This is a genomic window from Peribacillus simplex (assembly GCF_030123325.1).
Lineage (GTDB): Bacteria > Bacillota > Bacilli > Bacillales > DSM-1321 > Peribacillus > Peribacillus simplex_D.
The window spans coordinates 4,892,697-4,918,393 of the sequence record NZ_CP126106.1; the positions used below are offsets into that span (position 1 = coordinate 4,892,697).

The 25,697-nt window shown below is 36.6% G+C and carries 24 protein-coding genes and 2 pseudogenes; 9 read left to right on the plus strand and 17 right to left on the minus strand.

Annotated features, from left to right (window positions below; translation table 11 throughout):
- Window positions 1-200: 200 nt before the first annotated feature.
- Window positions 201-845, plus strand: a complete 645-nt coding sequence (locus QNH43_RS23355; RefSeq protein WP_283915902.1) for a YczE/YyaS/YitT family protein — start codon at window positions 201-203, stop codon at window positions 843-845.
- Window positions 846-1,134: 289 nt separating this feature from the next.
- Window positions 1,135-1,401: a hydrolase gene (locus QNH43_RS23360; protein ID WP_082609221.1), complete on the plus strand. Its 267-nt coding sequence runs from the start codon at window positions 1,135-1,137 to the stop codon at window positions 1,399-1,401.
- Window positions 1,402-1,536: 135 nt separating this feature from the next.
- Here the strand turns inward: QNH43_RS23360 and QNH43_RS23365 are convergent, their stop codons facing one another.
- From QNH43_RS23365 to QNH43_RS23380, 4 genes are all read right to left on the minus strand, one after another.
- Window positions 1,537-2,094 carry a cysteine hydrolase family protein gene (locus tag QNH43_RS23365; protein ID WP_283915903.1) on the minus strand — a complete coding sequence of 186 codons (558 nt, stop codon included), beginning with the start codon at window positions 2,092-2,094 and terminating at the stop codon, window positions 1,537-1,539.
- A gap of 302 nt (window positions 2,095-2,396) precedes the next feature.
- Entirely contained in the window at window positions 2,397-2,882 is a 486-nt protein-coding gene (locus QNH43_RS23370) for a DinB family protein (RefSeq protein ID WP_054399368.1), read from the minus strand.
- A gap of 193 nt (window positions 2,883-3,075) precedes the next feature.
- On the minus strand, window positions 3,076-3,855 hold the full coding sequence (locus tag QNH43_RS23375; RefSeq protein WP_283915904.1) for a GNAT family N-acetyltransferase: 780 nt from the start codon (window positions 3,853-3,855) through the stop codon (window positions 3,076-3,078).
- Between the two features lie 534 nt (window positions 3,856-4,389).
- Window positions 4,390-5,070, minus strand: coding sequence for a hypothetical protein (locus QNH43_RS23380; RefSeq protein WP_283915905.1), 681 nt, complete (start codon window positions 5,068-5,070; stop codon window positions 4,390-4,392).
- A 445-nt stretch (window positions 5,071-5,515) separates the two neighbouring features.
- Here QNH43_RS23380 and QNH43_RS23385 point away from each other — a divergent pair, with 445 nt between their 5' ends.
- A complete protein-coding gene (locus tag QNH43_RS23385) occupies window positions 5,516-6,673 on the plus strand; it encodes an FAD-dependent oxidoreductase (protein WP_283915906.1) in 1,158 nt (385 codons plus the stop codon).
- 32 nt (window positions 6,674-6,705) lie between these two features.
- Window positions 6,706-7,374: a TetR/AcrR family transcriptional regulator gene (locus QNH43_RS23390; RefSeq protein WP_283918436.1), complete on the plus strand. Its 669-nt coding sequence runs from the start codon at window positions 6,706-6,708 to the stop codon at window positions 7,372-7,374.
- Between the two features lie 365 nt (window positions 7,375-7,739).
- Here QNH43_RS23390 and QNH43_RS23395 read toward each other — a convergent pair whose 3' ends face one another.
- The 8 genes and pseudogenes from QNH43_RS23395 to QNH43_RS23430 form a co-directional block, all read right to left on the minus strand.
- Window positions 7,740-9,065: an FAD-dependent oxidoreductase gene (locus tag QNH43_RS23395; protein ID WP_283915907.1), complete on the minus strand. Its 1,326-nt coding sequence runs from the start codon at window positions 9,063-9,065 to the stop codon at window positions 7,740-7,742.
- A 440-nt stretch (window positions 9,066-9,505) separates the two neighbouring features.
- Window positions 9,506-10,921, minus strand: a complete 1,416-nt coding sequence (locus QNH43_RS23400; RefSeq protein ID WP_283915908.1) for a DUF4179 domain-containing protein — start codon at window positions 10,919-10,921, stop codon at window positions 9,506-9,508.
- Window positions 10,914-11,453 (minus strand): sigma-70 family RNA polymerase sigma factor, encoded by a 540-nt coding sequence (locus QNH43_RS23405; RefSeq protein WP_283915909.1) that lies wholly within the window; start codon window positions 11,451-11,453, stop codon window positions 10,914-10,916. The genes QNH43_RS23400 and QNH43_RS23405 overlap by 8 nt, the downstream gene beginning before the upstream one ends.
- A gap of 277 nt (window positions 11,454-11,730) precedes the next feature.
- A complete protein-coding gene (locus QNH43_RS23410) occupies window positions 11,731-12,105 on the minus strand; it encodes a VOC family protein (protein ID WP_283915910.1) in 375 nt (124 codons plus the stop codon).
- Between the two features lie 161 nt (window positions 12,106-12,266).
- Entirely contained in the window at window positions 12,267-12,659 is a 393-nt protein-coding gene (locus QNH43_RS23415) for a GNAT family N-acetyltransferase (RefSeq protein WP_283915911.1), read from the minus strand.
- Window positions 12,660-12,952: 293 nt separating this feature from the next.
- Window positions 12,953-13,036, minus strand: a pseudogene (locus tag QNH43_RS23420) (GNAT family N-acetyltransferase); the annotation flags it as partial.
- 138 nt (window positions 13,037-13,174) lie between these two features.
- A complete protein-coding gene (locus tag QNH43_RS23425) occupies window positions 13,175-14,512 on the minus strand; it encodes an MFS transporter (RefSeq protein WP_283915912.1) in 1,338 nt (445 codons plus the stop codon).
- A gap of 66 nt (window positions 14,513-14,578) precedes the next feature.
- Window positions 14,579-14,863 carry an ArsR/SmtB family transcription factor gene (locus QNH43_RS23430; protein WP_098573007.1) on the minus strand — a complete coding sequence of 95 codons (285 nt, stop codon included), beginning with the start codon at window positions 14,861-14,863 and terminating at the stop codon, window positions 14,579-14,581.
- Between the two features lie 215 nt (window positions 14,864-15,078).
- Here QNH43_RS23430 and QNH43_RS23435 point away from each other — a divergent pair, with 215 nt between their 5' ends.
- The gene (locus QNH43_RS23435) at window positions 15,079-15,363 is read left to right on the plus strand and encodes a hypothetical protein (protein WP_283915913.1); all 285 of its coding nucleotides are present in this window, start codon (window positions 15,079-15,081) and stop codon (window positions 15,361-15,363) included.
- Between the two features lie 234 nt (window positions 15,364-15,597).
- On the opposite strand, the gene QNH43_RS23440 is transcribed toward QNH43_RS23435, so the two are convergent.
- Window positions 15,598-16,911: an HAD family hydrolase gene (locus tag QNH43_RS23440; RefSeq protein WP_283915914.1), complete on the minus strand. Its 1,314-nt coding sequence runs from the start codon at window positions 16,909-16,911 to the stop codon at window positions 15,598-15,600.
- A 465-nt stretch (window positions 16,912-17,376) separates the two neighbouring features.
- On the opposite strand from QNH43_RS23440, the gene QNH43_RS23445 reads away from it, so the two are divergent.
- On the plus strand, window positions 17,377-17,505 hold the full coding sequence (locus QNH43_RS23445; protein ID WP_283915915.1) for a hypothetical protein: 129 nt from the start codon (window positions 17,377-17,379) through the stop codon (window positions 17,503-17,505).
- 251 nt (window positions 17,506-17,756) lie between these two features.
- Here the strand turns inward: QNH43_RS23445 and QNH43_RS23450 are convergent, their stop codons facing one another.
- Window positions 17,757-19,025: a saccharopine dehydrogenase NADP-binding domain-containing protein gene (locus QNH43_RS23450; protein ID WP_283915916.1), complete on the minus strand. Its 1,269-nt coding sequence runs from the start codon at window positions 19,023-19,025 to the stop codon at window positions 17,757-17,759.
- 435 nt (window positions 19,026-19,460) lie between these two features.
- On the opposite strand from QNH43_RS23450, the gene QNH43_RS23455 reads away from it, so the two are divergent.
- On the plus strand, window positions 19,461-20,048 hold the full coding sequence (locus tag QNH43_RS23455; protein ID WP_214926251.1) for an SET domain-containing protein: 588 nt from the start codon (window positions 19,461-19,463) through the stop codon (window positions 20,046-20,048).
- Between the two features lie 161 nt (window positions 20,049-20,209).
- On the opposite strand, the pseudogene QNH43_RS27885 reads toward QNH43_RS23455, so the two are convergent.
- Window positions 20,210-20,371 (minus strand): annotated as a pseudogene (locus tag QNH43_RS27885) (IS110 family transposase); the annotation flags it as partial.
- A 464-nt stretch (window positions 20,372-20,835) separates the two neighbouring features.
- Between QNH43_RS27885 and QNH43_RS23465 the strand changes: the two are divergent.
- Window positions 20,836-21,753: an IS110 family RNA-guided transposase gene (locus QNH43_RS23465; protein WP_283915839.1), complete on the plus strand. Its 918-nt coding sequence runs from the start codon at window positions 20,836-20,838 to the stop codon at window positions 21,751-21,753.
- The gene (locus tag QNH43_RS23470; protein WP_283915840.1) at window positions 21,750-22,067 is read left to right on the plus strand and encodes a hypothetical protein; all 318 of its coding nucleotides are present in this window, start codon (window positions 21,750-21,752) and stop codon (window positions 22,065-22,067) included. Before QNH43_RS23465 ends, QNH43_RS23470 begins: the two co-directional genes overlap by 4 nt.
- Window positions 22,068-22,296: 229 nt before the next feature.
- On the opposite strand, the gene QNH43_RS23475 is transcribed toward QNH43_RS23470, so the two are convergent.
- Both QNH43_RS23475 and QNH43_RS23480 read right to left on the minus strand, forming a co-directional pair.
- Window positions 22,297-24,519 (minus strand): transglycosylase domain-containing protein, encoded by a 2,223-nt coding sequence (locus QNH43_RS23475; RefSeq protein ID WP_283915918.1) that lies wholly within the window; start codon window positions 24,517-24,519, stop codon window positions 22,297-22,299.
- A 77-nt stretch (window positions 24,520-24,596) separates the two neighbouring features.
- Window positions 24,597-24,836: a hypothetical protein gene (locus QNH43_RS23480; protein WP_101225802.1), complete on the minus strand. Its 240-nt coding sequence runs from the start codon at window positions 24,834-24,836 to the stop codon at window positions 24,597-24,599.
- Between the last annotated feature and the right edge of the window lie 861 nt (window positions 24,837-25,697).

Consider the following 25,697-nt stretch of genomic DNA (forward strand, 5'->3'; position numbering starts at 1 on the left):
ACAAATTCCATATTCTTTAAATTCTATATTACTTATAGAATCTAATGCTCTTGCTATCATTCCAATTTCACGATGAATTTCTTCATGATTAACTCCTTAGCTTAGATTTTTGTTGTAAATGCAATAAAAATGACATATATTAAATGTAACCTTACTTTGTTGCATTTGCAATAAAAAATACATTAAAGGGGTCGAGCAAAGTGAAATATGTTTTTTATGTATTAGGAATTTTACTATTAACTCTTGGTATTTGTTTCACTATACAATCAGACCTTGGAACTTCACCTTTTGATGCACTTTTAGTAGGCCTGTCCATGAATGTGGGGCTTACTGTCGGAAGTTGGGAAATCATAATGGCTTTAATATTGATATGTTGTAATTCATTTTTAAAAAGGCAAAGACCAGAAGTTTTGGGGTTGTTAACAGCATTTATAACGGGTATTGGTATTGATATGTGGCTTTTTTTATTGCACAATTTGATAACACCTGAACTATGGTACAGCAAAGTTGTTTGTTTTGGAATCGGCTTGGTTGTTATAGGATTAGGAACTGCAACATATTTACACACAAATTTTGCACCGATTCCAGTTGACCGATTAACATTAATCATACAAGAATTAACTAGAACAAATATATTTTTTTCAAGAACCTTCATTTACCTCGGATTCTTGCTAATGGCAATGGTCCTAAATGGGCCAGTTGGCGTTGGAACTTTATTAACCGTTTGTTTAGGCGGGCTAATGCTAAATTTCTTCATGCCACTTACTGAAAAAGTATTAGACCGCATATTAACAAACTCTAGTCCATCACCAAATTATGATAAAGATAAAAACCATTCAATATAGAGTTCAACTATCCTGCCCCGATAGTAGCATAAAGAAAAAGCTGCCTTAAAGACAGTTCCGATCATAATCTAATGTAAAAAATTGAAGCTTGCTTTTTATTTAATATGGTCTTTTTCCTCATTGTTTAATTTTCATGGTAGTGTATCATATCTGTCCCTCATAGCCCAAGGAGCAAAAAAAGCCTAATTAACTCAAAATTGTGCCAAATAATCAATCACTTGGTCCACTCCTGATTGTTTTCCCTTTCATATGTTATTAAAGTAAGACAAGCTATTGAAAGGGGGATGTAATGATGTCAAGTCGAAATTCATCGAGTCGTCAATCCAGTTCATCTCGTAGAAACAGGTGTAATGGATGTGTATGTAATACATTACGCCGTTTGCGTCCTGGTACAGAAGTAGACGTTTTTTTATCTGGAGGCACAGTTCTTGAAGATGTTATCTTCCGTGCCTTTGACAACAATACTTGTTGTGCCCGATTCAGAGACGAAGAGACCGAGCCTGGTACTGTCATTTTTGTTGACTGCCGAGACATCCAAGCCCTTCGCATCGAGTAATAACATTTAGGGGGATCCTTCATTTTTGAAGGATCTTCTTTTATTTAAAGACACTCCCCCTTTAGTTCCATAAGAAAAAGAGCTGCTGAACAGCTCCTGATATTGAAGTATGCACCCGTTTGTTGAAGATGCTTATTATCGGTAATTATTGTGAACAGGTTCAAACAATTCTTCATTAGAATTTCTAACAAGTGAAAAATTGTCTACATTATAGTGACCGTGAAGGGTTTCATTGTGATGAAGGATTATTTGTTTTGCAGATAAGTTTTTGGAATCAGAAGTAGAATGTCCATCACCAACTAATGTCACATCAAAATGATTGATTGTTGCTGTTCTAACAGCTGTATCAATACAATGTTCCGTCTTACATCCCATTATTACAATATGATCTACATTGTTTTTACTTAAATGTTCGAGTAATGGAGTGCCATAAAATGAATTTGTGGCAGCTTTATCAAATATGATAGCAGTTGATGGTACTTTAATATCCTTGTGTATCTGGAATCCGGGGCCTTCTCCATTTGAAACATCTAAATCTCTTATAAAAACAACGGAGATACTTTCATTTATCGCTTTATCAATTACAGTATTAATGTTACTAACGATTTTTTCTTTCTCAAAGACTCCTTGTCCTTCTTTATTACCTTCTATTAATTCCTGTTGAGCATCGATTATCAGTAATGTTTGTTTCAATATTTTCCCCCCCTAAAGTTATTAGCAGTTAATTTTTTCCTTTTTTCATTAAATATCTTAAAGTATTTTAAGCAATTCTTAATAAGCTCTTTATATTTTCGTCAAAAGATTTACTAATACCTTCTTGAACTATCCTGCCCCGATAGAAGCATAAAGAAAAAGCTGTCTTAAAGACAGCTCCGATCTTCACAAACTGATATTGCTTAACAAAACTGACCTGCAGCAGAACATCGAAAAGGCGATTTCTAATTGAAGGATTACACCCAATATATAGAAATCGACTAAATTAATATCTATTTGAATTATTTATTGGAATGAGAGGAAAGACCCCGACCTATAAGGTTTGCAGAAACAGGCTTTTTCCCTAATTCCCTTGCCCAAATTGATAATTGCCCTATATGGTGAATTTCGTGAGCAATAGTATGTCGCATTATTTCACCCCAAGTATCCGTCACAATTCTTCCATCTTGCAAGGTATCATAAAATAATTGATTTTCCATACTAGCATCCCAGTTGTTCACAAAGTTTTCCACTTCTAAATGAAATTCAGCGTCCAATTTTCGAACTTTGTTCAAGCTTTTATAACTATCGAAACTCTCCTGAAAGTCAGTTTTCCCTTGTAAGAGACGTATCCAGCTCCATTCGACATCAACAATATGGAAAAGTGTATGCAATATACTACCCATTCCACCCGTTCGGTTCCGCAGAAGTTCTTCTTCACTTAACTCTTCACACCAACGATACCAGTCTTCTCTTACCATCCAGTTATATCTAAAAAAAGTTTGCAAAAATGCCCCTCCCCATTTAGAAAATAATTTAACTGTTAAATTACTTTTAGAGCAATTCTAAACATTGTTAAATATTACTATTTATACAAATATAGGTTGAAATCCTTTTTCAACACTCCTGCCCCTTTAGTTCATTAAGAAAAGCGATTCTTGAATAACTCAAGATTAGCTATAAATTCATTCATTTAAAAATCTATAGGACTTTGATATTTAATAATCTTGTTTTAGAGACCATACCAGCACTTTCTAACGTTTGTTTCGGGGGAGCGTTATAATACCAACAACCGCAAATCGGATTTAGATTATTGTCATAACACCATTCCTTTAAATGATGTATGATCGTTCTGCCAATTCCTTTTTTTCTGTATTGTTCATTTGTAAACATGCCGATATTTCCATATTTGTCGAGTAACTTACTTGTTTCTATAATCCCTATTCCAAGAAGAATACTTCCTTTGGTGTAGGTGAATATTTCCCTATTTTCAATACGTTCCTCCACTTTATCAATGAACTCCTGACATACCTCAGTTATTTTTGGAGCATCGCTAGGAACCGCAGCTCTGAATTCCCCATCTTTAAATAATTTTCCCTTTAGAATTTCCACTTTGTTATCTTGGAAAAAGTAAGCTTGTTTTTCAATCTTATAATCATGATCTAATACCAAACTTAAAAAAAGTTCGTCGCATGTTGGAACCAGTATTGACTGAATTGAATGATGATCCCTAAGAACCTTGTTAAAAATCTCTTGGGATTCATTATAGTATGATAAATCTAAATAAAATTGTGTTAGGTACTGGTTACTATGAATGGCATAATAACCTGCAACTTCAGAGCTGTAATTGATTGTATAAAATACGGAATTGAGAATGTGCTCCTCTAAAAAGGAATCAATAGGAGAACTTAATGTACTAACATATCTTTGGATTAATTCCCCAATATCACTTTGTTTACATATTTTAAAATAAAAACTCATGTTTAGACACCTCATATTTTTGTTGATCTCATTAATCCTCATGTAATATATGTTATAACTCATAAAATAAAGAGAAGCTATCTAATAAATCATCTAGAAGTATTAGTGAGAAATTCTATTTAAGTATCGTGATATCCTTCTCTGACCTCCGAGTTAGTTGGACAACCTTACTTTACAATCTGTCCCTTTAACGTAACAACTCTATTGTTACTCAACAATTCCCTAATCCACCTTTTCATTAAGATGTTGATGTACTTTCCTTTCACTATAAGAAAAGAAACCCCCTTTAGATAACCATTCTAAGGGGCAAGCATCGTAACTTTTTTGCAAACATCGCGACTTTATTCAAAATATCTCATCTTTTTTATAAACATCGTGACTTTATTTTAAATCCACACTATGTACGACTTTAGGTTTCATTTCTTTAGCCATTGCAGGTTTACTATGTAACCGATGTGCGAACAAAAAAGACCTTCAATTGAAGGTCTTACTCATATGAGGAACAATGTGGATAAAGGTCCCTCCGCTAATGTATCAATAAGACCATTTCTCATCATCTGTAACCCACTGATTTTTCTTTAAATCAAAGGATTCATAATCATCGTGAAGAGAAAAGTAGGCTGGCAATGTGATTGCTTGTCCATCTGCTTTTTTCCAGCAATCTGCGACCCAAGTAGCAAACGCTTGTTTTTCTGCAAGGTTAAGTTCCTCTTCATTTTTTTCGTAGAAATCCCAAAAGTCATCTGTTTGATTACCTAAAAGGTGGGTATATCTTACATTTTCAATCATACCCAGACTACCTGCAAAGATAGAAGAATCCTCAATCTCGTTAAAGACTTCATTAGCTTGTCTATCCATTGAGAACATAGTAATGGATAAGTTAAACTCGGAAGGATCTTCTATAAATGCTACAAAATCCAATAATTCCACTTTAGAGTACATGGTGTATTTATGTAACTCCTTTATATTACTGATTAATGTTTCCGATTTTGCTTCAAGGTTTTCTTCGACTGACTTCATATAACTGTCCACCGTATAAAGAGATTTAGTTTCGTCTACTTCTTCTGAAGAGAGCTCTTCAACATCTGTCGGTTCCTCAGCATGTGCACTTTCTTCGACTGGAGCCTTTTTATCTACTGCTTTTTCTTCTTGCATACATGCACCAAGCATTCCAATTGAGATAACACTTGCTGCTAAAATAAAATAATTTCTCATAACAATTTTTCCCCATTTTCTCTCAAATAGTAAATATTAACTAATCTATCTTAATCTAATTGAACTAGAAAAGCACTAGGATTATTCAGAGTACCTAAACAAAAAACTTTAACAAATAGAAAGGGCATGTTTTGAAAAAAGATTATCAAAACATGCCCATATACTACTATTAAATTGGATTATTCTTTTATAAAAACGCTGATCTTTTTTGCCTTCCTTAATAAACTAACGCACCCGTTAGTTTAAGTACACTTCTTCACAAACTTATATTAGTTCGGAACAAAGATTTAAGAATATTATTGATAAATCAGCTCTTTAGTTAATAGAGAAACGTGAACTTAAAAAGTTACCACCAAATATAACGAACACCGTTCTTTACAAACACCGTTCGTTATATTATAAATAGAACAAGACATTTAAATTTAATTTATAGGGGTTGATAATTATGATAATGAAAACAAAAGAAATACAGGAACAACGGATTGCTATTATAGGTGCAGGTCCAGGCGGTCTCACATTAGCTCGCATTTTACAGAAACATGGTGTAAAAACGGTCGTCTATGAAAGAGAAAAGTCTCCAACTAGCCGCCAACAAGGTGGTACATTAGACCTTCATGAGGATTCCGGACAATGGGCGTTAAAAGAAGCTGGATTATTTGAAAAATTCCAAACGCTGGCTCGATATGAAGGAGAGGACTTTCGTCTTGTAGATAAAACGGGTAAAGTCTATTTGGATGAAGTTACAGATAAAAATAATGGAAAGCGTCCTGAAATCGATCGTGAAACACTTCGTGAGTTATTATTAGATTCTGTTGATTCAACTTGTATTCAATGGGGACATAAGTTGACACATGCCGTTCCTTTAGAAAATGGTATACATGAACTTCACTTTGAGAATGGGCATGTTGATACTGTTCATCTTGTGATAGCTGCCGATGGCGCCTTTTCACGTATTCGCCCTCTTGTAACGGATTCCGTACCTGAATATACTGGAATCAGCATGGTTGAGCTAAATATAAAAAATGTAGCAACCTCTCATCCAGGTATTGCTGAGCTTAATGGCAATGGAACATTCTTTGCCATCGCTGATCATAAAAGTATTTTTGCGCAGCTAAATGGAAATGGGAATATTCGTGTATATTTATCATTTAAAGTTGACCACAACTGGCTAGATAATTGTGAAATCCCGTTCAATGAACCTGATAAAGCTAAACAACAGCTCCTTCAGTACTTTAATGATTGGGACGAGTCCCTAAAAGATTATATCCGATTTGCTGATGAAGCTATACTCCCAAGACGTATATATATGTTGCCTATTGGCCTTAAATGGATCCATAAACCAGGTGTAACTCTGATGGGGGATGCGGCACACTTAATGTCGCCTTTTGCCGGAAAAGGCGCAAACATGGCAATGCGGGATGCTGCGGAATTGGCATTGTCAATTGTTACGCATGAGAATGTTGATCAGGCGGTTCAACGATATGAGAAAAAAATGTATGTGTATTCCTCCCAATCAGCCGAAGAGTCAGATGCAAACCTCAAGCTTTGTTTTTCAGATAATGCCACAGCTAAATGGATGGATTTAATGAAACAATATAAATGACACCATTTGATAAAGGAGATTGGAAAAGAATGATGAATAAATCAGAACGCACGATTATTAGCCGTCGTTCGCGGCCTGCTAAGGATCCATTAAGCAAAGATCTTATTGTGAGAACTGCGTTAGAAATTTTAAAGAACCAAGGCCTTTCTGGGCTGAGCATGCGTAAAATTGCCAAAGATTTAGATACGGGACCATCTTCTCTATATGTGTATGTCAAAAACGTTCAAGAGTTAAGAGCGTATGTGTTAGATTATGGACTCGAAAAAGTTGTTTTGTCAGATAACCAAGATGGGCATTGGAAAGATGAGTTATTTGATGTACTAGAATCTTATCAAATGACTCTCTATGAATCACCAGGGATCGCTGAACTTGCTTTAACGACACTTCCAATAGGACCTAACTCGTTAGCAATGATAGAATATATCCTTCAGCGGCTTCATGCGGGTGGAATTCATTCTACTTCAGCAGCGTGGGGAGTAGATCAACTATTTATCTATGCTACTTCAGTGGCATTCGAACAAGCTTCACGTAAACAGGATGGAACTGCAATGGATTCCCTTTACGTTTCTTACCAATCAGTGGATGCTAGGGAATATCCAATAATCTCTAGTTTAAAAGAGGAATTATTCTCCGGAGAACAAGAACGTTTTCGTTGGGGATTAGAAGTGATCCTGCAAGGAATGTTACAAATGCAAAAATAAATGAGAACACAGCACGTTATGAGGTGGTATCTTTGTTTTATTTCTCCTATGCTATTGCACAAAACAGAGCAACCCTTCGAGGACGAAGATATTATAAATTATCAATACCTAAATCGTAAAAAGCCATAAAAATAAAGGGGGATACATATTAGTCTTGTATAATAGGTATCCTTCCTTTTCTTTCCTGTTCCACAATCGCGCCCTAACCCCCCCCCGTTTGTTCATCAAGAAAATCAACAAGATTATTTAACAGTGTCTGTTTCATTAGAAAAAGACTCACAAACGAATCATGAGTCTTTTTTCTCGTATTTTCGTTATTAAGTATTCAGAAATCCATAATTGTTACATCCTTTACAACAGGAGAATCATTTATGCCGCTGATTAGTAAGAATCGCGAATAGTACTTTTGGATGAAACAGATGGAGAGGGCTTCGGATAAGATTCATTACTCTGGCTAATCGACTATATATTTCAGGATCAGAAGATGAAAGCTCATATACCCTTTTGCAGTACCACTGCTTGTATGGCTGAACAAAAGTTCGCTCCCCTTTAATTTCGGGATGACGAAGAACCTCTGTTGTCGCCATCTCCCAAGGAACGTCGATAATCTTAGAAATCCTCTTATGAAATCTTTGACCAAATCCCTTGTCAGCTCTCTTCGTTTGAAAAAGAGAAGATTGCAACTCTAAAGCCTGCACCGCAGCAACAGAAATTCCCTGTCCGAAAAGAGGATCAAAACGGCAATGAGCATCACCAATGATTAAGAACCCTTCCGGAATGTTTTTTGCTAGATCAAAACGGCGTCGTACTTGATAAGGAACCCGATGTATTTTAATCTCGGAAAGAGGCTCTGCTCCCTCAAGAAATCGAAGAACGTCAGGAACAGGAAGTTTTTTAGCGTATGAGATAAATTCCTCATTTGTGTTTGGTGCATGTGCATTAGCATACCCGCTGAACGTGACAGAGAATCGGTTGTCTTCAAGAGTTTGAATATAGGCACCGTAAGGGTTATCGGGAAAGCTCGGTGATATAAGGAGGTTTTGCCATTCGGGATGTTCTTGTTTTTTAAGAGAGTAAAGGCGTGTTGCATAAAACAATTGAATCTTAACTCTTTCTTCCTTCACTTTTACATCAAGTGCTTGTAGCCACTCTATATTCTTAGAGGCAGAACCGCTGGCATCCACTACAAAACTGGCATCCAGTTCTTCTGCCAGACCCGTCTTACAGGAACGTACTCGGACTCCAAGAACGGTATGGTCATGCTTGTTTACTAGCAGCTGCTCTGTTTTTGTTTCATATCGAGTAATAATATTAGGAACTTCTTCAACCCGTCTTTGTAAATGCCATTCAAGCATAGGCCGGCTTTGCTGAATCAGGGTAAACTCTCCAGAAAACCGACTTTTCCAATAACCAAAATGGTGCCACTTCAGATCATTTGTAAAATTAGTGACGATGCTGCCATCTTCTATTAATTGAGACAATATCTCCGGAAACAAAATCTCAATGGCTTCTTCTCCTCTTTTCAATAAAACGTGAGGGTGGTAACTCTGAGGAACTCTTTTTCTAGGAACTTTTTCTTTACATTCTTGACCTGCTTCTACGATGATAACTTGCTGAAAAAAATGAGACAACGCTTTAGCAGCTAATTTACCGGCAATCCCCCCACCAATGATTACAGCCTTTTCCCGCATTTTACTCCTCCATTTTTCTTTTAAATTTGCATGATTGAAGCAATCAGAAAACTTTTACTGTTTTGCCATTTTAAGCACGATCTTATTATAACTAAAAAACAAAAATAGGAGTAGAAAGATTAGCTATCACTTGGATCTGTTGATTCAACAGATCCGTTTGAAGTACCACCAGCGAATTTGCAAATGCAAAAGAGCTGTAAAAATGACCTCTTATTTTGCTAACGCACCCGTTAGTGCCATAAGAAAAAGAGCTGCCAAAGCAACTCTCTTATTGAAGTAAAGCACCCTATAGTTTAAGTGCAATATTTCACAAACTTCTAACTAATAAAAAAAAGACGGTGACTTACATAAGTCATCGCCCCGATATTACTAATTATTCAATGCACTAGTAGAATCCCACTCGTCAACTATATGGTCCTAAAATGAGCTACTTTAATTGTTTATTCATTCCCCACTGGAAGTACAACAGTAAATGGTTGTAATTCCTTAGCTGGGATAAAGTTTGAAAAATTGAATTGCAAAATTGTATTTTCCAGTTTAAAGTTCATGATTTTTTCTTCTCCATTTAAATCGAATGTAGATTGGAAGTTCGCTGTCTTTTTATCGATAGTTTTCACTTTATTCATGCGAATGCTATGATTTTTAGGTGGCACTGGATTTTCAGGATCTATTTCCCCTATATATTCCTTATCTACCAACAATAATTCATATTTCAAATTATTTTCAAATAAATCAAGCTGGTGTTTACTCAATTTCTTGGAGAGCCCTGTAAATTGATAATCGATTACTAGTTTACTACCCTTTTTAGTTATATCATTTACCTGAAGGCCTAAATTGAGCCGTTTGCTTTTTAACGTAAATGATTTTTTGTACAATAGCTGTTGTACTTTTGGGTCTGCAACAGATAGCTGCGGATAAAAAGTAAGTGAAGTAGTATTTGAGTTCAGCTTGGTCATTTTTGTTCGAGCAGTACTATGATATCCTTCCTCTAGTGCTGCCTCCTCTAGAGATGTTCCGTTTCCAAACCTATATACCTTTCCTTTATTATCAATTGCTTTTAGTATATAAATTTCATCATCTTTGTATTTTTCCACCGTCTCATAAATAAGCGAAGATGACGCCCTTGCGGTGAGGATCTCTTTAATACGGATTTTGACCTCATCATCCGGGTACCCTTGCTCCTGATCTATAACAAGTGTACTGTTTTTTTCTTGCTGAATTGGGATATCAAAATTCCATTCACCTTTTATCCCGTTAATATTATGAATAGTTATGGGGAGAGTAGAATTCTCCTTAAATGATTTATATGGATATTCCATTTTCCATTGGAAATTGTATCCCCCCTTGACCTTCCTAATGTCTGTCGACTTTCCATTCAACCAAGGGTCATTATCCCCTTTGTTGTGTTCAAAATTCATATCAAAGCTTACTTCCCCTTTTTCGTTATGCCCATTTTCAACATCTTCATCTACAAATCCTGTAATTGATACCACATTGCCATCAAAATAAGCGCTGGTGAGTTTTACAGTCACTCCATTTTTAGTTAAGGATTGATTTAATTCTGTAACTGCATCTTGATTTGCAAGTTCAACGCCCATTGAATCATTGAATTCTTGAAAAATCCCGCCTATTAAAGGGGTATTAGCCAATACTTTATTCATTGTAGGATTAACAAATCCAGAAGCAATGGTGATTCCAAGAAGAGCAGCTGCAGCAGATGAACCTGCAAGAACTTTCTTTTTCTTTATTTTCCTACCTTGCCCTGACATTTTTAAGCCTTTATCAATAGCGCCAAACACTTTTTCTTTTGGTACAACTATTTTTTCAATAGCACTTTTTACTTCTTTGTTATCCATTGCATTTGCCCTCCTCATCTTTATAGGACTTTTTTAATTCGGCTTTCCCCCTGCTTAAACAAGTTTTTACAGTCCCTTCGGGGATCTTCATGATTTCACTAATGGTTTTAATAGAATAATCATAGTAGTAAAACAAAATAATGGCGGATCTATAATTCCCTTTTAACTGTCCGATCGCATTTAATAGATCTATTGCTTCGTCATGACCTAAATGATAGGTTACCGATAAATCAGACAATACTTCGTCTGTTAGTGGTACAATATTATTTCTTCTTTTGAGAATATGACCAGCACATCGGATAATGATCCTGGTAAGCCAAGTCATAAAGTAATCTGGATGCTTTAACGAGTGAATACTCTTATAAGCTTGATATGTCGTCTCTTGAACGACATCCAATGCATCCTCTTCGTTATGTACATAAAGATAAGCAGTCCGGTAGATTCGTTCATAGTGCTGCTTTATGAGTTGTTCAAAAGCTTTTTTATTGCCCCTGATTGCTTTTTTAACCATCTTATCATTCTCAAACTCCATCTCTCTCTCAACTCCTTTCAACTATTAGTGGAATATATCTTCAGAAAAAGTTTCAAAAAGTTAAAGTATTTTTAGATAAAGCATAACGCAAATAAAAACCTAAGTTTTAAAAAATATAGCTTTTGAATTTGTTGAGTGCATTCTGCAACTCAAAGGTGTTGTGAGTTTACACTTTATTCTACAAAATTGCTTATTGAACTATCCTGCCCCTTTAGTTCCATAACAAAAGGAGCTGCTGAACAGCTCCTGGCATGGTTAGAATGCAATAAGGAAGTGTTTACCTATTAATCCACTCTAACAATTCCATACGGTTACCAAAAGGGTCGGAAATATAGAACCTTTTAGCACCTGGAAGTTTATCGTCATCCATAACATCAATACCGTTTGTTACCAGATGTTTTCTTAATTCCTCTATATTTTCTATTTCAAAAGCAGGATGTGCTTTTTTGGCTGGATAAAATGGTTCTTCGATTCCTATATGTATTTGATAATTTCCAAATTCAAACCAAACCCCGCCACGTTTCTTTAATTCTTCAGGTTTTTCAACTTCTTCAAAACCTAAAATATTCTTAAAAAATTTTCTTGCAGTGTCCTTACTACCTTTAGGAGCAGCGAGCTGAATATGGTCAATTGATTTAAAAATATAAGTCATTTATATCCTTCTCCTCTGACTTCAAATGGATATTACTTTTGTTATTTTCAATTCTACGCTAATTGGAATGATAAGGAAATTTTAAAAATGTTAATTATAACCATAAGTCCTCCTTATGGTTATAAATCTTTTTTTCTTCAGCTAACGCACCCGTTAGTTCATTACTGTTTTTTCCATAACCCACCTGAACAAGGAGTAAAGCCGCAAGTTTCATAAAAGCTCTTATGTTTAGGATCATGCGTTAAGGTAACAATTTCTAAACCATACCTTTGAGACTCTCTTAATAATTCTCTTACTAACTCCACACCAATCCCCATTTTTTGATAATCAGGATGAACAATGATGTCTTCCATATAACCATGTTCTAATCCCGTCCCTGCAACATAACCAAATGCTATAAGTTTATTATTTTCGTTTCTTACTCCAGCCCAAAAGTTACATCGTTTAAATAAGGTTGGAAAATCTTTGTCTCGTCTTCCCCATCCAACAAGTTCTCTTAATTCAGGTATTTCATGATTAGATATTGGCATGTTTATTATGACTTTATAATTCATTTAGTTCCCCTTTTCCTCATCTAAATTAGAATTCAAGATACTAATTTCTATGGGATGAAGACTAATTCCTTGTTGAACAAACCTGCCCCTTTAGTTCCATAAGAAAAGTAGATGCTGATCAGCTCCTGATAATGAAGTAAAGCACCCTAAGTTTAAGTGAAAATCTTCACAATCTTTTGTGTAGGAGCATACAAAAAAGACGCCTTCTTACTAAAGAAAAGCGCCCTTTTGGGGAATAAAAGCAATTGATTTCTGAATTAACGAAGTCAACATTTTCAAAGTGTCTTTATCAGTTAATCTTTAGGATTAATGATGGCAAAAACCTGATGGTCTTCCCACTTTCCGTTTATCTTTGCGTTTTTTTTAGCAATGCCTTCTAGGGCTATCTCAGGTGACAATATGGATGGAATTATTGTGACCGTGTACGAATGAAAGTCGTCCAAGCTAAAAGAACCATTCAAAAGGTTTTAAGCACTAAAAAACTGGCTAGAAAATATCTAACCAGTTTTTTAAGATTACAGTTGACGTGACTGCTTTATCTTCCTTGAAGAGACTGGAATGCTGCTCACGCATGATAATAGCAATGCTACAAGTAATAGACTAACGAAAAATCCAAAGCTCAGGCTGAAACTTGATGTCACGTTTAGGATTCGGCTCGCTATTGAAGGGCCAAATGACATTCCTAAAAAGTTGATTAAGTTATAGATCCCCAGCCCCATTGCACTTTTTTCCTTCTTTATCGTGTGGGGAATATCAATATTGATGACAATGGTAAGGATTGTAAAGCTTATATTAATAAGGGCAACGCCAACACTAGCCACTGCAAATTGGTTTACTCCAAAGATGGCTAATAGCAGAAATCCAATGAATTGAAGGACGACAGCAACGACCAATTGACCATTCCCTTGGATGCGGGTTATAGCTGGTCTTATTACGAAGCTCAGCAAAAAGGAAAAGATTGATATCCCCGCCAAAATAAAGCCAGTTTTCAAGGCAGAGACATGAAACTGCTGTCCTGCTAATAACGGAAAAAGAAAAATAATTCCCACCATGGCAGCACTATTAATAAAACTAAGCAAAAGGAACCGATTAAAGGCATAGAATCGAAAAACTGACAAATCCATAAATATCCCGACATCTTGACGTTTGCCATGGATCCCCATAAAAAATACAGATATCACTGTAATAATTAGCAAATAACCATTTAATTTGACTCCTAAAATAAACGTCACGACAAAAGTCAATAAATAAAGGAAGCCTAAAAAATCAAACGGTTGGGTAAGCTTCTTATGATTGGCATATCCGGAGGGCACAAACAAAATAATTCCTAGCAACGTAAAAATAGCCATACTCATTAATAAAAATAGGGAGTGCCAGCCCCAAAAATGAGTAAAGAAGCCTCCGAGCAAAAATCCTATTCCTGAACCAAGTGATAGACAGGCACCTATTAATGTTAAAGCCAGATTGCGTTTAGGGAAGGTGAGATACTGATTCGTCAGGATCATGGATAATGCAATAAACGAGCTACCACCCGCTGCTTGAATAATACGGGCCAAGACCACAACGATAAAATCATTCGTCGTGTACCCTATAAGGGAACCTGTAACGAATAAACTAATCCCAAAAATCAACAAACTTTTAATTTGAAAATAAGAGGCTAGCTTACTATAAGTAATCGAACCACAGGCAATCACTAAAGTATAGGAAATAACCACCCAGCTAATTTTGGAAGCTGTCACCTCAAGCCCATTCATCATTTCAAATAAGGCAACATTAAACAGAAGTGAATTGGCTACCCCGGATAAAACGATTAAACATAATGTGATAATCAACCTATTCTCTTTTTGATTCATCTATTTCTCCTCCGTTATATCAAAGTCATAAAACTTTAGAACTAATAACCAAAAAAGAAGGCTACATTAAAGCGTAGCCAAAAACCCAGGTAAATAGCGGGTGAATGTCTCCTCATTTAATGAGACATATTTTATGACACCCTCACGGTCAATCTTCACCAGCTCTGCTTCGGATAAAATTTTTAAATGATAGGAACCATTGGACTTACTTACACCTAAACTCCTTCCTATATCCGTACACATCGGGCGATTGTTTCCGTAATACAATAAGCGGATGATTGCGATCCTTTTTTCATCTGCTAAGGCATTAAATATTTTTATTCGTTGCGTATCGTTTTGTTCTAAAGTCATATGACTATTATATTATTAGAATTCAAATTGTCAACTTCTTTGCCGAATACTTTCTTGGATTTGGCCGGGATGCACAGATTATCAAACCAGTTCAACTAATAGAGCAGCTACCTTTTGGGTTTACTGTATTATAGAATGTAATTAAATCGTTTTCTTCTTCAAACTCCCACTTTTCGGGTATATCTGTTGAAAACCAATCTTCAAAGTTAATTGTATTGAAGAAACTTGAGTTTGTCGGGGAACAACTTAAAGTCCGAAGGGATATCGCATTAGAGGCTTTACAGACCTATTTAAGCGATGTATGCGTTTGGGATATACCTTCAGGTGGATTTTTTATATGGTTGAAAATCTTATCTGAGTTATCGATGAGGGATCTATATGTCAAGTCTTTTGCGGAAGTCATCCTTCTTAATCCAGGTTATATGTATGCCCAGGAAACTGACCGTTATATTCGAATTTCTTACGCCTATGCACCAATAGGTAAAACTTGGAGTATATAAACTCAGTCAAATTATTCGAAATGAGAAAATGTTAAATGCTAAGATTTCTAAGTCGATTTCACATTAATTAATTTATATTTCTACATAAGTTGTTTGTTGACAATCTATTGCATTATAGAAAAAGAGAAAAGCAATAATTTAAGGGAAACCCAAGTATAAGGTTTCCCAATCCTAGAAAACATCAAGCTTTATTTTATACTCCGAGTGTGACTGAATCTCCTGGGACGAATCTTTTTATGGATTTGCCAACAATTCTTCTTCATTTGACCCAAGCTTGATCGTGTATTCAGTCGGTATCCATAAGCCTGTATTCTCATTTCTTCCTTGGAGAACATATTTAGGGTTGTTTTTGCCCATCCGTTCTGTAGCTGTTTTTGCAAGCTTGCCGATATCACCTGTTTTAAGGCGGTTGATAATTAAACCGAGTTTCAAACTCTTAATTGTCAGCATTTCATAATCTGTGCTGCTGTCTCCCGCTACGAATATCGGACCGTATCCGCCCCGCGTTTTGGAGATGGCGTGTTCGATCACTTCCACCTTACCCTCTCGAGCAGTGATCGGCCAATTGTCTTCATATTCTGCTTGAGTAATTCCTTCCTTCTTTTTTAATCTCATCCCAAAGACATTTTCCTTTGGAAGGTTGTAGCCGTATTTTGGATTTGACGAAAATACCTCCACCACTTCTTCCATCGAAGCTGAAATAACAAAAACGTCAATCCCATTCTCCATAAAAGTATGCATTAAGTTTGCGATTTCCGAGGCCAGACGCAGTCCTGTTGTATAGGTAACTTGAACAGTACCGGCTTTTCCTAACATGGACCCAGGACTTATAAGCGTCACCGATGCCATTTCCGCCCCTAAATTATAATCATTTGAAGCCTCTGCAAGCTGCTGAACTTCTTCGGTCGACATGTTGGCAAATAAATACAGCACCCATGGATATCCGATTTCAACACCGTATGTTTCCCCAATGGCTTCATACAGAAAGTACATTTTCGCTTTAAAATCTTTAAATTGATCAGTTGAATGAAGCGTTTCTAACCTCTCTTTTCCATTCATCCCATTATAGTTCGAATAAAGAAATTTGTAATCACGCTTAAGATCCTCGGCAATTTCCTTAAGAGTGACCGCATTTCCTTGAAGGTTTTTAAACTCGTGTGAAAAGGGTCCATTCGGCACATTCTTTTTGATCACTTCATAAAACTCTTCCGGTTGCATGTTATATGCCAAGTGATCAATTTGATAAAGAAAGAGGGCCTCCTCCGTATCATTCATGATGCTGGTATGATCCCAATCAAAAACAACATAAGGTTTTCGATTTGGATCGTATCCTGTACTTCCGGCACCATGCTTATCAATTAGGTTTTGAACAGACTTATAGGTGCCAGGAGCCCATTTCCCTTTATCCAACACTTGAATACAATGGCCCCCCCTATTTTGCGGAGTCGAAACTGCTCTTCCGCTTGCAGCCGTTCCTAAGGAAGCATACAAAAACAAGCAAATAACGATCATGCCAAATAAAGCTTTTAATTTGGTTCTATTATTCATATTATCCCCCCCCTGAAAAATGCAAAAGACGCCTGCCCAATAGCTCGTTATAAGCTATTGAAACAGGCGCCATTGCCGATTGATTCTTTTATGCGTAAATATTATCATGAATTTTCAAAATAGTCAAATATTGATTCGTGGTTCTTCAATCAGGCTAGAAGAAGGGCCTAGATACATATCATCAATTTTCTTTTTATTTCCAAAAACAGCATACCCCATAAGCAAAAGCTGCCTTAAAGACAAACTGTCCGCCCCCTACTTGTAGAAACATGTTTGAGGCTGGTTGGGACTTAGATCTCGTATAACAAGCGAAGTTATGACACTACATGGAGGACTAAGGGGTACTGGTTAGTAAGTTGAGGAGGAAAAAACGATGAATCCAGTTGTTGGTCTGGATGTGGCAAAAGGAGAGAGCCAAGTTCAGGCATTTTTAGATCAATCTAAACCGTATCGGAAGAGTTTTCAATGAAGCATATCATAGAGGAACTAGATCATTTTTTAGACCTTCTAAAAGAAATTGAAGAGGTGACATGGCAGCCCTATTGCGGAATGCTCATTTTAAAGAATGCTGCCCTGTGGATTCCTCTTTTCTGACGAATATTGCACCTGTTAGTTCAATAACCCTTCATGTGAACGATTTCAATCATGGGCAACATTTATGAATGGCTACTGAAACTACCCCACCACAAACAATAATAAGTGCTTTTCCTATTCTAATCTCCTAACTAAATAGATTTTGTAAATGAAAGAGGGAAGTCAATAACAAACTAACTAGCAGTGCATCAACTTATTAGGATGCTTTAGAAAACAAATGAATGCAGTGTCTCTGCTTATCATTAATCAGCCTATTCAATCCATTTAAGTCTTTGATGCAATAATCCATCGGAGCCTTTATTTTCTCCTGTGACAAAGTCAGTCATATGGTAGGTTAAATACCCTCCGTACTTGCTCTTGGTGTTGAACAAAAGCTCATCAACATAATAGATACCTAAAGAAAGGTCATCCAGGATTATGCTCGCCATAGCAGCATAAATGCCACAAGCAACTTGGAAGTACGTGGCGTTTGTTTTGAATTTCGGATATATTTCACTACTTTTCATCACATTATATATATACTTTTCGCTATCCTCGTAAACTAATAGGACACCAACTAGGTCTTCACCTTCAATTTCACCTATATCTGGATCAAGTAATTGTTGATTCCAATCCCAGAGAACGTCTACATTAGCCAAATTATTTCGGATTGATTCCGTTGTATATTCATTTACACGATAAATAAACCCCAATTGCATATCAAATAATTTACCTAATGTAATCACTTCTTCATGTGGCATTAGACAACCATAAAACTCTTTTTGCCCTAACCTTACTTTATACTCCATTGCATATACTTTTTCATAAAAATATTGTGGCAAATGATGATGGACAAACATAGGGTAAGATAATATCGCTTCATCCAGGAAGCATTCGACCGACCAAGAAGTATAGAGTGTGTTAGGTTTGATCAACGTTTTGTCTTTAAAAAAGGAATCGTCATGCTCCACAATGTAGCAGGCTAATGGTTTTCGATCCGGATTTTCGTTTATGAGTTTTATGGCCATCCATTGCACTACACCAGGATTCATACCCGAGCCAACAATCGCCTTCATATTGGTAAGATTTTTTTTGCTATCTTCAAATCTAATATATCGCTCGGTCAATGGGAAACCATATAGACTTTCGTCCTCATCGACCTCAGTGTTCTCGAGGGCTGAATTGATGTAAAAAACACCTAATTCGTTACAGCATTTCATCATCTCAATTGTATCAGCCCAAGAAACATCAATGACTACTTTCGTTTTTGTCCTTTTTAAATGTTTCTGAAAGTGACTTACATCCGTGAGATCAAGCTGGGAAATTTTGATTTTATCCGCAAGGTTTAGGAATAATTGGTCGTAATACTCTTTATCCTTTTGTTTAATATCAATTAGGTGAAGCTGGGAAATGCTAATGATGGGGTACATAGGGTCATTTTTATCTTGGGCGGATTGATTTAGTATGGCCAATACCGCTTTTGCAACACCTCCACTGCTGCCTAATATAGAAATGGAAAATGAACTTGTCCCATTTAACATTTCATCACTCCTTTCGCCAATTAATACTGTACGTGAAACATGTGCAATGATTTCTTAAACAATATATGATTCTAATGATCGCTTCGTATGTGCTTCTGTCTATGAATAAGAGAGGTATTAGAATTAATAATATGAGATTTAGAATAAGTGCTTTTTCAACTAAGGGGGCAGTAGTTTAATAAAAAGGGGGTATACCATTGAAGAAACAAATCTGATTGAAGGTGTATTCGGCATTCAAAAGTTATCGTTTATGGCAGGATGATTTTTGAATGTAAAAAGCTCCCGATTGTGGAACAAAAATAAAAGAGCTTTCTCGTTTTCCAGGGGGGGACATTCCGCTGATTGAACTTGGATAAAATACGCGAACGAACGGTCACTTAAACGAAACTTCTGTATATAGTAATAGTAAGTTTTGAGAAAGGGTGAATAGAATCGATGATACATCCAGATACCGAGATTCGGTTTGTCAATGAAAAGATTGGTGTGGGCGTTTTTGCCACAAAAATGATCCCCAAAGGAACGATCATCTGGGCATTGGATGATTTGGACATTATTCTCAAGGAAGATGAAATTGAATCGCTTGATATCGTGCGAAGGGAAATCGTCTATAAATATGCCTACCTCAACGATGACGATTACTACGTGCTGTGCTGGGATCATGCCAGATACATGAATCACAGCTTCAGTCCAAATGTGGTATCGACGGTCTATGAGATTGAATTGGCGTCGAGGGATATTCTTCCCGGAGAACAAATCACGTGCGACTATGCTACGCTCGGGTTGGACGAACCTTTTGAGTGTGAACCGGAGGAAGGGACTTCTAGCACCGTAGTGATGCCGGATGATTATCTGTATCGCTATAAGGAATGGGATGAGTTGGCTAGGGAGGCATTCAAACAATTGAATCAAGTAGACCAGCCTTTGCGTCATCTTATTCTACCGGAGTTCGTCGACAGGGTAAACGCGATCGCAGAGGGACGTGCCGAGCCAGATTCCTTTCTTACGCTCTATGAAGAGGAGTAAAGGCAACTAAACAACCACCAGGACAGACGGACTGGTGGTTTGTCTATGTTAACTTTACCAGCTTTTTTTGGCGATCTAGCAAGATGGAACTTGAATCATCAACGTGAGAGTTTAAAACCCAGAAAAGTTCGCACCTCTGACAAGTAGAAAGTGCTAAAAAAGACTATTACTTCTGTTTTCTTAGCTTCCTTCATCGTTTGACGAATCTTTTCATACAGGTGTTCAAAGCCCTCTTTTGATTGATGGACTGCGAAGGCTTTTTCTATCACGCGCCCTCGTTCTTCAACAAAACAAGCGTAATGAACACGATTGGCAATATCCATACCAACAACGAGTGTATTTTCAGTAACTTATTAATTTTTCATTTCATTTAAACTGGATAGAGAAGTCCTCCTTGTTTGATACTGGGTCAATGGTCGTTGACACTCATGCATCATACAAGAGGGCTCTTTTTCTTTCAAGACCTCGAACAACCTTCTAACAGGAATGCTGCCCCTTTAGTGCCATAAGAAACTCCTATGGCGGCGCTCCTCGCCGCCACCATCTACTACGAAAATCTAAACTCAAAAATAGAGTCTAACCCATTAAACCGTTGACGATAATGGATGATAACAATACAACCAGGCTGAACTTTTTTTGGTGGATCTTAAGGAAGATACCCTGTATAAGAAACTGGTTGTGACAGTATGGAAGAACCATTTAGTGTACTACTAGTACGTATACAAAAATTTTTGTAACAAATCTCCTGTCATATGTATTGTTAATCTTTTTTTGAGGTGATTCTCCTATGGAAGCAATGATTGAACGGTGTGCTGGCCTAGATGTGCACCAAGAAACAGTAGTAGCCTGTGTATTATTTGGTCCATTAGATAAAAAACCAAAAACCTCTATTGAAACGTTTTCAACTACAACAACGGGACTCTTGGCTTTGAGTGATTGGCTCGCTCCCCTCCAGGTATCCGATGTTGTGATGGAAAGTACCGGAGTCTACTGGAAACCAATATGGAATATACTCGAAGGATCTTTTCACCTTGTTCTTGCCAATGCCAGGCATGTCAAAAATGTTCCAGGCCGTAAAACTGATGTAAAAGATGCCGAATGGCTTGCCAAGCTTCTAAGATGCGGACTTATTGAAAGCAATTTTGTCCCACCAGAGGATATTCGTGATTTACGTGATCTTACTCGTTATCGAAAAAAATTGATTCATCATCGCACATCAGAGCAGAATCGCATTCACAAAATTCTTCAAGATGCTAATATCAAGCTAACTTCCGTTCTATCAGACATTTTTGGTGTATCGGGACGCCGAATCCTTGAAGCGATTCTAAACGGTGAAAAAATAGAGACCGATGGTCTTCGAAAAATGGTGGATTGGCGAACAAAAGCAAGTATTACTGACATTGCCCATGCAATTAATGGCCGTATTCGCCGTCATCATCGTGATATGTTGCGTTACCATTGGGAGCATATGAGTTATTTAGAAAAAGCCATAGAAGAATTGGAAAAACAAATTGATCAACTCCTGTCCCCATATCATAAGGAAGTAGAATTATTGGATGGTATACCTGGTGTGAACAAAGCTGCCGCAGCTACTTTTATTGCAGAGATGGGCGTGGATATGTCTTTATTTAAGTCGGCTAAACATCTTGCCTCTTGGGCTGGTGTGAGTCCTGGAAATTACGAAAGTGCTGGTAAAAAAAAATGAGTAAAACCACACAAGGTAACAAAGCTCTGAAAACGATGGCCGTAGAGTGTGTATTAGCGACATCAAGGCAAAATAATCGAATTGCTTCACATCGAAAAAGGATTACCAAAAGGCAGGGAAAAATGAAAGGACGAATTGCTTCTGCTCATTTACTATTGACGATTGCTTACAACATCTTAAAAACAGGAGAACCCTATCATGAACTAGGCTCAAATTACCTTGAAGAAAAACAAAATAACAAAGAATTAAAAATGATCGAATACCTAAAAAAGAAAGGCTATTCAATCGCTCCATCTAAACAACAAACTGCATAACCAGTTAAATTAACGACATAGTACATTTAGCCCTTCGAAAAAAAATGAGAATATGGAGGGTTTATTTTAGCATGGCTTTTTTACTAATGTGTTTTCATACAAAAAAGCTGCCTTAGAGACAGCTCCGATCTTCAGCTAACGCACCCTATAGTTTAAGTAGAAACCTTCACATTCTCTTTTGTGTATCATAAACAAGGATGGAACCAATACGATCCCATCCTAACAATCTTTATTGTTCGTGTTTCTTTTCTTCTTGTTGTTTATGCTTCTCTTCCTTTTTTTCGTGTTTCTTTTCCTCTTGTTGTTTATGCTTCTCTTCCTTTTGTTTGTGTTTCTTTTCCTCTTGTTGTTTATGCTTCTCTTCCTCTTGTTTATGTTTTTTATCCTCTTTATTTCCACCAAATGGTTTATCTTTATTATTTTTTGTAACTGGTGGACCTTCTTCAGGATTTGCACCTTTAATGAACAGTTCATTATTCACCTGGTATACATCACTAGGTTGCTGGAAGCTACTTCGGTCTGTTCCAAACTCTTCCAGCATGACCTTAAACATTTGGTGCGAGATTTTAGTTGTATTTCCATCCATATAATTACCTGGACCATTTTTAGTATATCCAGTCCAAACCGCCATAGTGTATTGCGGTGTATAACCAGCGAACCAACTATCATTTACCGAACCGGATGGATATCCATATTGTGCTCTGGTTTTACTGTCAAAATTGGTTGTGCCAGTTTTTCCAGCCACATCTAGTCCAAGGACATTTGCTGTTTTTCCTGTACCAGATTTTACGACTGTCCGTAACATATCCGTCACCAAATAAGCTGTGTAATCATGCATAGCACGTTTTGGCTTTGGAGTTAAATTAACAACTCTGCCATCAGGATAGACAACTTTACGAACAAAATGTGGTGTATTGTATTCACCGTTATTTCCAAAAGCACTATATGCCCCTGCCAACTCTAATGGATTAACCGTATTACTTCCAATCGCATATGATTCGTACACCTTATTATTATTAAAAGTAATACCCAGATTTTCTGCAAAGTTTTGTGCTTTATCCATCCCTACTTCTTGAAGGGTAAGGAGTGCTGGAATATTGTATGACCATTGAAGTGCTGTTCTAATCGACAACATTCCGTGATATTGATGATCCCAGTTAGAAATAGATTGACCATTTGAGTAGGTTATCTCATGATCATTAATTTGGTGTGCTGTAGACCATTTTGAATTTTCAATAGCCGGACCATAATCAAAGATTGGCTTGAAAGTAGATCCTGGTTGACGTTTAATATCAACCGCAAAGTTGTTGCCTCGGAAAGAAGCTTTATATTGGTTTCGACCGCTTCCAATAGCTCGAACTTCTCCTGTTTTTGTATCTAAAAATACGAAGGCTCCTTGAAAGTTGTCATTTGGATAAGAAATAATCGTATCGGTGTTCATTATTTTGTCCGCAAAGGTCTGAGCTTTTGGATCTAGCGTCGTATAAATAGATAATCCATCCGAACTGATATTTACATTTTTCAGCTTTCTTTCAACTTCTTTTACAACAGCGTCCAAAAACGCCTCGTACGGCATTCCTTGTTGTTTCGTTTTTGGAACAAGTCCTGCTGTAACTGGAACCTTCTTTGCATCCTCCAATTGCTTTTTCGTAATATACCCTTGTTTATACATGGCTTCTAAAACAATATTACGACGATTTGTTGCTGCTTTCACATTTTCGGGTTCAGTGGGATCGTAATAACTCGGACTCTGTGGGAGCCCCGCCAACATAGCAGCCTCCGGAAGCGTTAATTTATTTAGATGATCGGCATCGATTCCGTAGTAATTTTTGGCGGCAGCCGCTACACCATATGCCCCGTCTCCAAGGTAGATCTTATTTAAATACATCATTAAGATTTGATGTTTAGAATACTTTTGCTCAAGCTGATAGGCCAAGCTCCATTCCTGTACCTTTCGCTTTATTGTTTTCTGAGGTGACAAAAAGGAGTTTTTAATGACCTGCTGTGTAATCGTACTTCCGCCTTGAGATCCGAAATCCCCTTTTAGGTTCTTGAAGATTGCTCTCGCAGTTCCTTTTATATCAATGCCATCGTGTTCATAAAAATGTGCATCCTCCGTGGCAATGAAAGCATGTTCCAACATTATTGGAACTTGAGAATACTTAATTTTTGTGCGCTTTTCTTTACCATATTCGTAAAGGAAATTCCCGTTTTTATCGTATAATTTGGTAGAAAGCGGATCGACTAGTTTTGAAGCATCTATTTTAGGTGCATCCTTAATCATCGCTGCAACCGTAACTGCCCCTATTCCAATTGAAACAACACCTAATAATAAACACCAAAGTAAAACTTTTTTCAAGAAAGACTTTCTTTTAGGGGTGTTTTTACTTTGATCTTGTTTTGTTTTTTCCACTTGTTTTCGTTCCTGGCGAGAACGATACGTTTCTGACATTAATCTTCTCTCCCATATTCAAGTTACTCAACAAAATTGAAGAAAACTATGCAAATAACCTTTTATTTACTCACTAGTCATTGATGATCAGTATGGTATTTAAAACAATGCATTTCATTCAAAACCTGTATATAACGTATTAAGGAAGAATTTATCCTATACTCTCCTTGGTCGGTTTTCGCAATAAAGTAATTACTTCGTACTATCTTATCTAATACATCTTTTAGAACGTCTTCCTTCTTTACATCTGGCCCTTTTATTATTTTTTCTCGTTTAATATCATTATCCAAGGTATAACAAACAATAAATTTCTTCAAATTAGCTCCCCCTTTCGAGAACAACTTCTGATTGTCTTAAGTAGGGAAACACATCTACTTATTTGAAGCGAATAGTCTTAAAATTTATATACTGAATAAGAATGCAATTATCGACCAGCTTTGTCTTTCAAAGACGTTATACATGAAGCAAATACCCCTGTTGATAAATGATGGATAGCATTCCTACTATTTTTGAAAAATACCTTTGTGTACCATCTATAAATATTTCATGAATACCATAGATAGATACAGCCTAAAAAGATATATATCAAAGCGAGTATAGAAAAATTCATTTTTTTAAGTCCATTACACAGTCCATTTATATTAATTCGAATTGAACCTTGGTATTAAGGGGGCAAAATATTTAATCCTTGATTCCCCCCTCTATATAAAGATCAAATCTTCACCTTAGTCAATAAAAAAGCCACCAATTATGGCAGCTGGATCTTCGACTTTTGTTCCCGTTTAAGCACATTCTCATTTTCTATATATTATGTTCGTTTTACGTAATAACCTGGGTAACTTACCTATCTATAGGCCATCCAAGAGACACCCTAAGTGTTTGTCTGAATCCATCCTTGAAGCTTTTCAGGGATGGATTTTTATTTTTTACTTTTCTTAGCTGAATAATATGTCTCAAGAGCGACTTAAAAGAGAGCTGGATTTTCATCCGCCTTAATTGCACTAAACTGCCCTGATAGTTGCATAAAAAAAAACTGCCTTAAAGACAGCTCCGATCTTCAGCTAACGCACCTGTTACTTTAAGTACATTACTTCACAATTTTGAATGGGTATAAATAATTGGAAATTTTAGTCGCCAACATAGAAAATGGCTTTAGCTGTCAATAACTCCTTTCATTC

Bases quoted from the DNA above. Each gene is read 5' to 3' on its own strand.
- QNH43_RS23470 (WP_283915840.1), top strand. From the start codon at position 21,750: ATGAGTAAAACCACACAAGGTAACAAAGCTCTGAAAACGATGGCCGTA.
- QNH43_RS23360 (WP_082609221.1), top strand. From the start codon at position 1,135: ATGATGTCAAGTCGAAATTCATCGAGTCGTCAATCCAGTTCATCTCGT.
- QNH43_RS23465 (WP_283915839.1), top strand. From the start codon at position 20,836: ATGGAAGCAATGATTGAACGGTGTGCTGGCCTAGATGTGCACCAAGAA.
- QNH43_RS23380 (WP_283915905.1), bottom strand. From the start codon at position 5,070: ATGAGAAATTATTTTATTTTAGCAGCAAGTGTTATCTCAATTGGAATG.
- QNH43_RS23440 (WP_283915914.1), bottom strand. From the start codon at position 16,911: ATGAATAATAGAACCAAATTAAAAGCTTTATTTGGCATGATCGTTATT.
- QNH43_RS23425 (WP_283915912.1), bottom strand. From the start codon at position 14,512: ATGAATCAAAAAGAGAATAGGTTGATTATCACATTATGTTTAATCGTT.
- QNH43_RS23455 (WP_214926251.1), top strand. From the start codon at position 19,461: ATGATACATCCAGATACCGAGATTCGGTTTGTCAATGAAAAGATTGGT.
- QNH43_RS23400 (WP_283915908.1), bottom strand. From the start codon at position 10,921: ATGGATAACAAAGAAGTAAAAAGTGCTATTGAAAAAATAGTTGTACCA.
- QNH43_RS23445 (WP_283915915.1), top strand. From the start codon at position 17,377: ATGAAGCATATCATAGAGGAACTAGATCATTTTTTAGACCTTCTAAAA.
- QNH43_RS23390 (WP_283918436.1), top strand. From the start codon at position 6,706: ATGAATAAATCAGAACGCACGATTATTAGCCGTCGTTCGCGGCCTGCT.
- QNH43_RS23385 (WP_283915906.1), top strand. From the start codon at position 5,516: ATGATAATGAAAACAAAAGAAATACAGGAACAACGGATTGCTATTATA.
- QNH43_RS23415 (WP_283915911.1), bottom strand. From the start codon at position 12,659: ATGAATTATAAAGTCATAATAAACATGCCAATATCTAATCATGAAATA.
- QNH43_RS23410 (WP_283915910.1), bottom strand. From the start codon at position 12,105: ATGACTTATATTTTTAAATCAATTGACCATATTCAGCTCGCTGCTCCT.
- QNH43_RS23405 (WP_283915909.1), bottom strand. From the start codon at position 11,453: ATGGAGTTTGAGAATGATAAGATGGTTAAAAAAGCAATCAGGGGCAAT.
- QNH43_RS23430 (WP_098573007.1), bottom strand. From the start codon at position 14,863: ATGACTTTAGAACAAAACGATACGCAACGAATAAAAATATTTAATGCC.
- QNH43_RS23375 (WP_283915904.1), bottom strand. From the start codon at position 3,855: ATGAGTTTTTATTTTAAAATATGTAAACAAAGTGATATTGGGGAATTA.
- QNH43_RS23450 (WP_283915916.1), bottom strand. From the start codon at position 19,025: ATGTTAAATGGGACAAGTTCATTTTCCATTTCTATATTAGGCAGCAGT.
- QNH43_RS23395 (WP_283915907.1), bottom strand. From the start codon at position 9,065: ATGCGGGAAAAGGCTGTAATCATTGGTGGGGGGATTGCCGGTAAATTA.
- QNH43_RS23475 (WP_283915918.1), bottom strand. From the start codon at position 24,519: ATGTCAGAAACGTATCGTTCTCGCCAGGAACGAAAACAAGTGGAAAAA.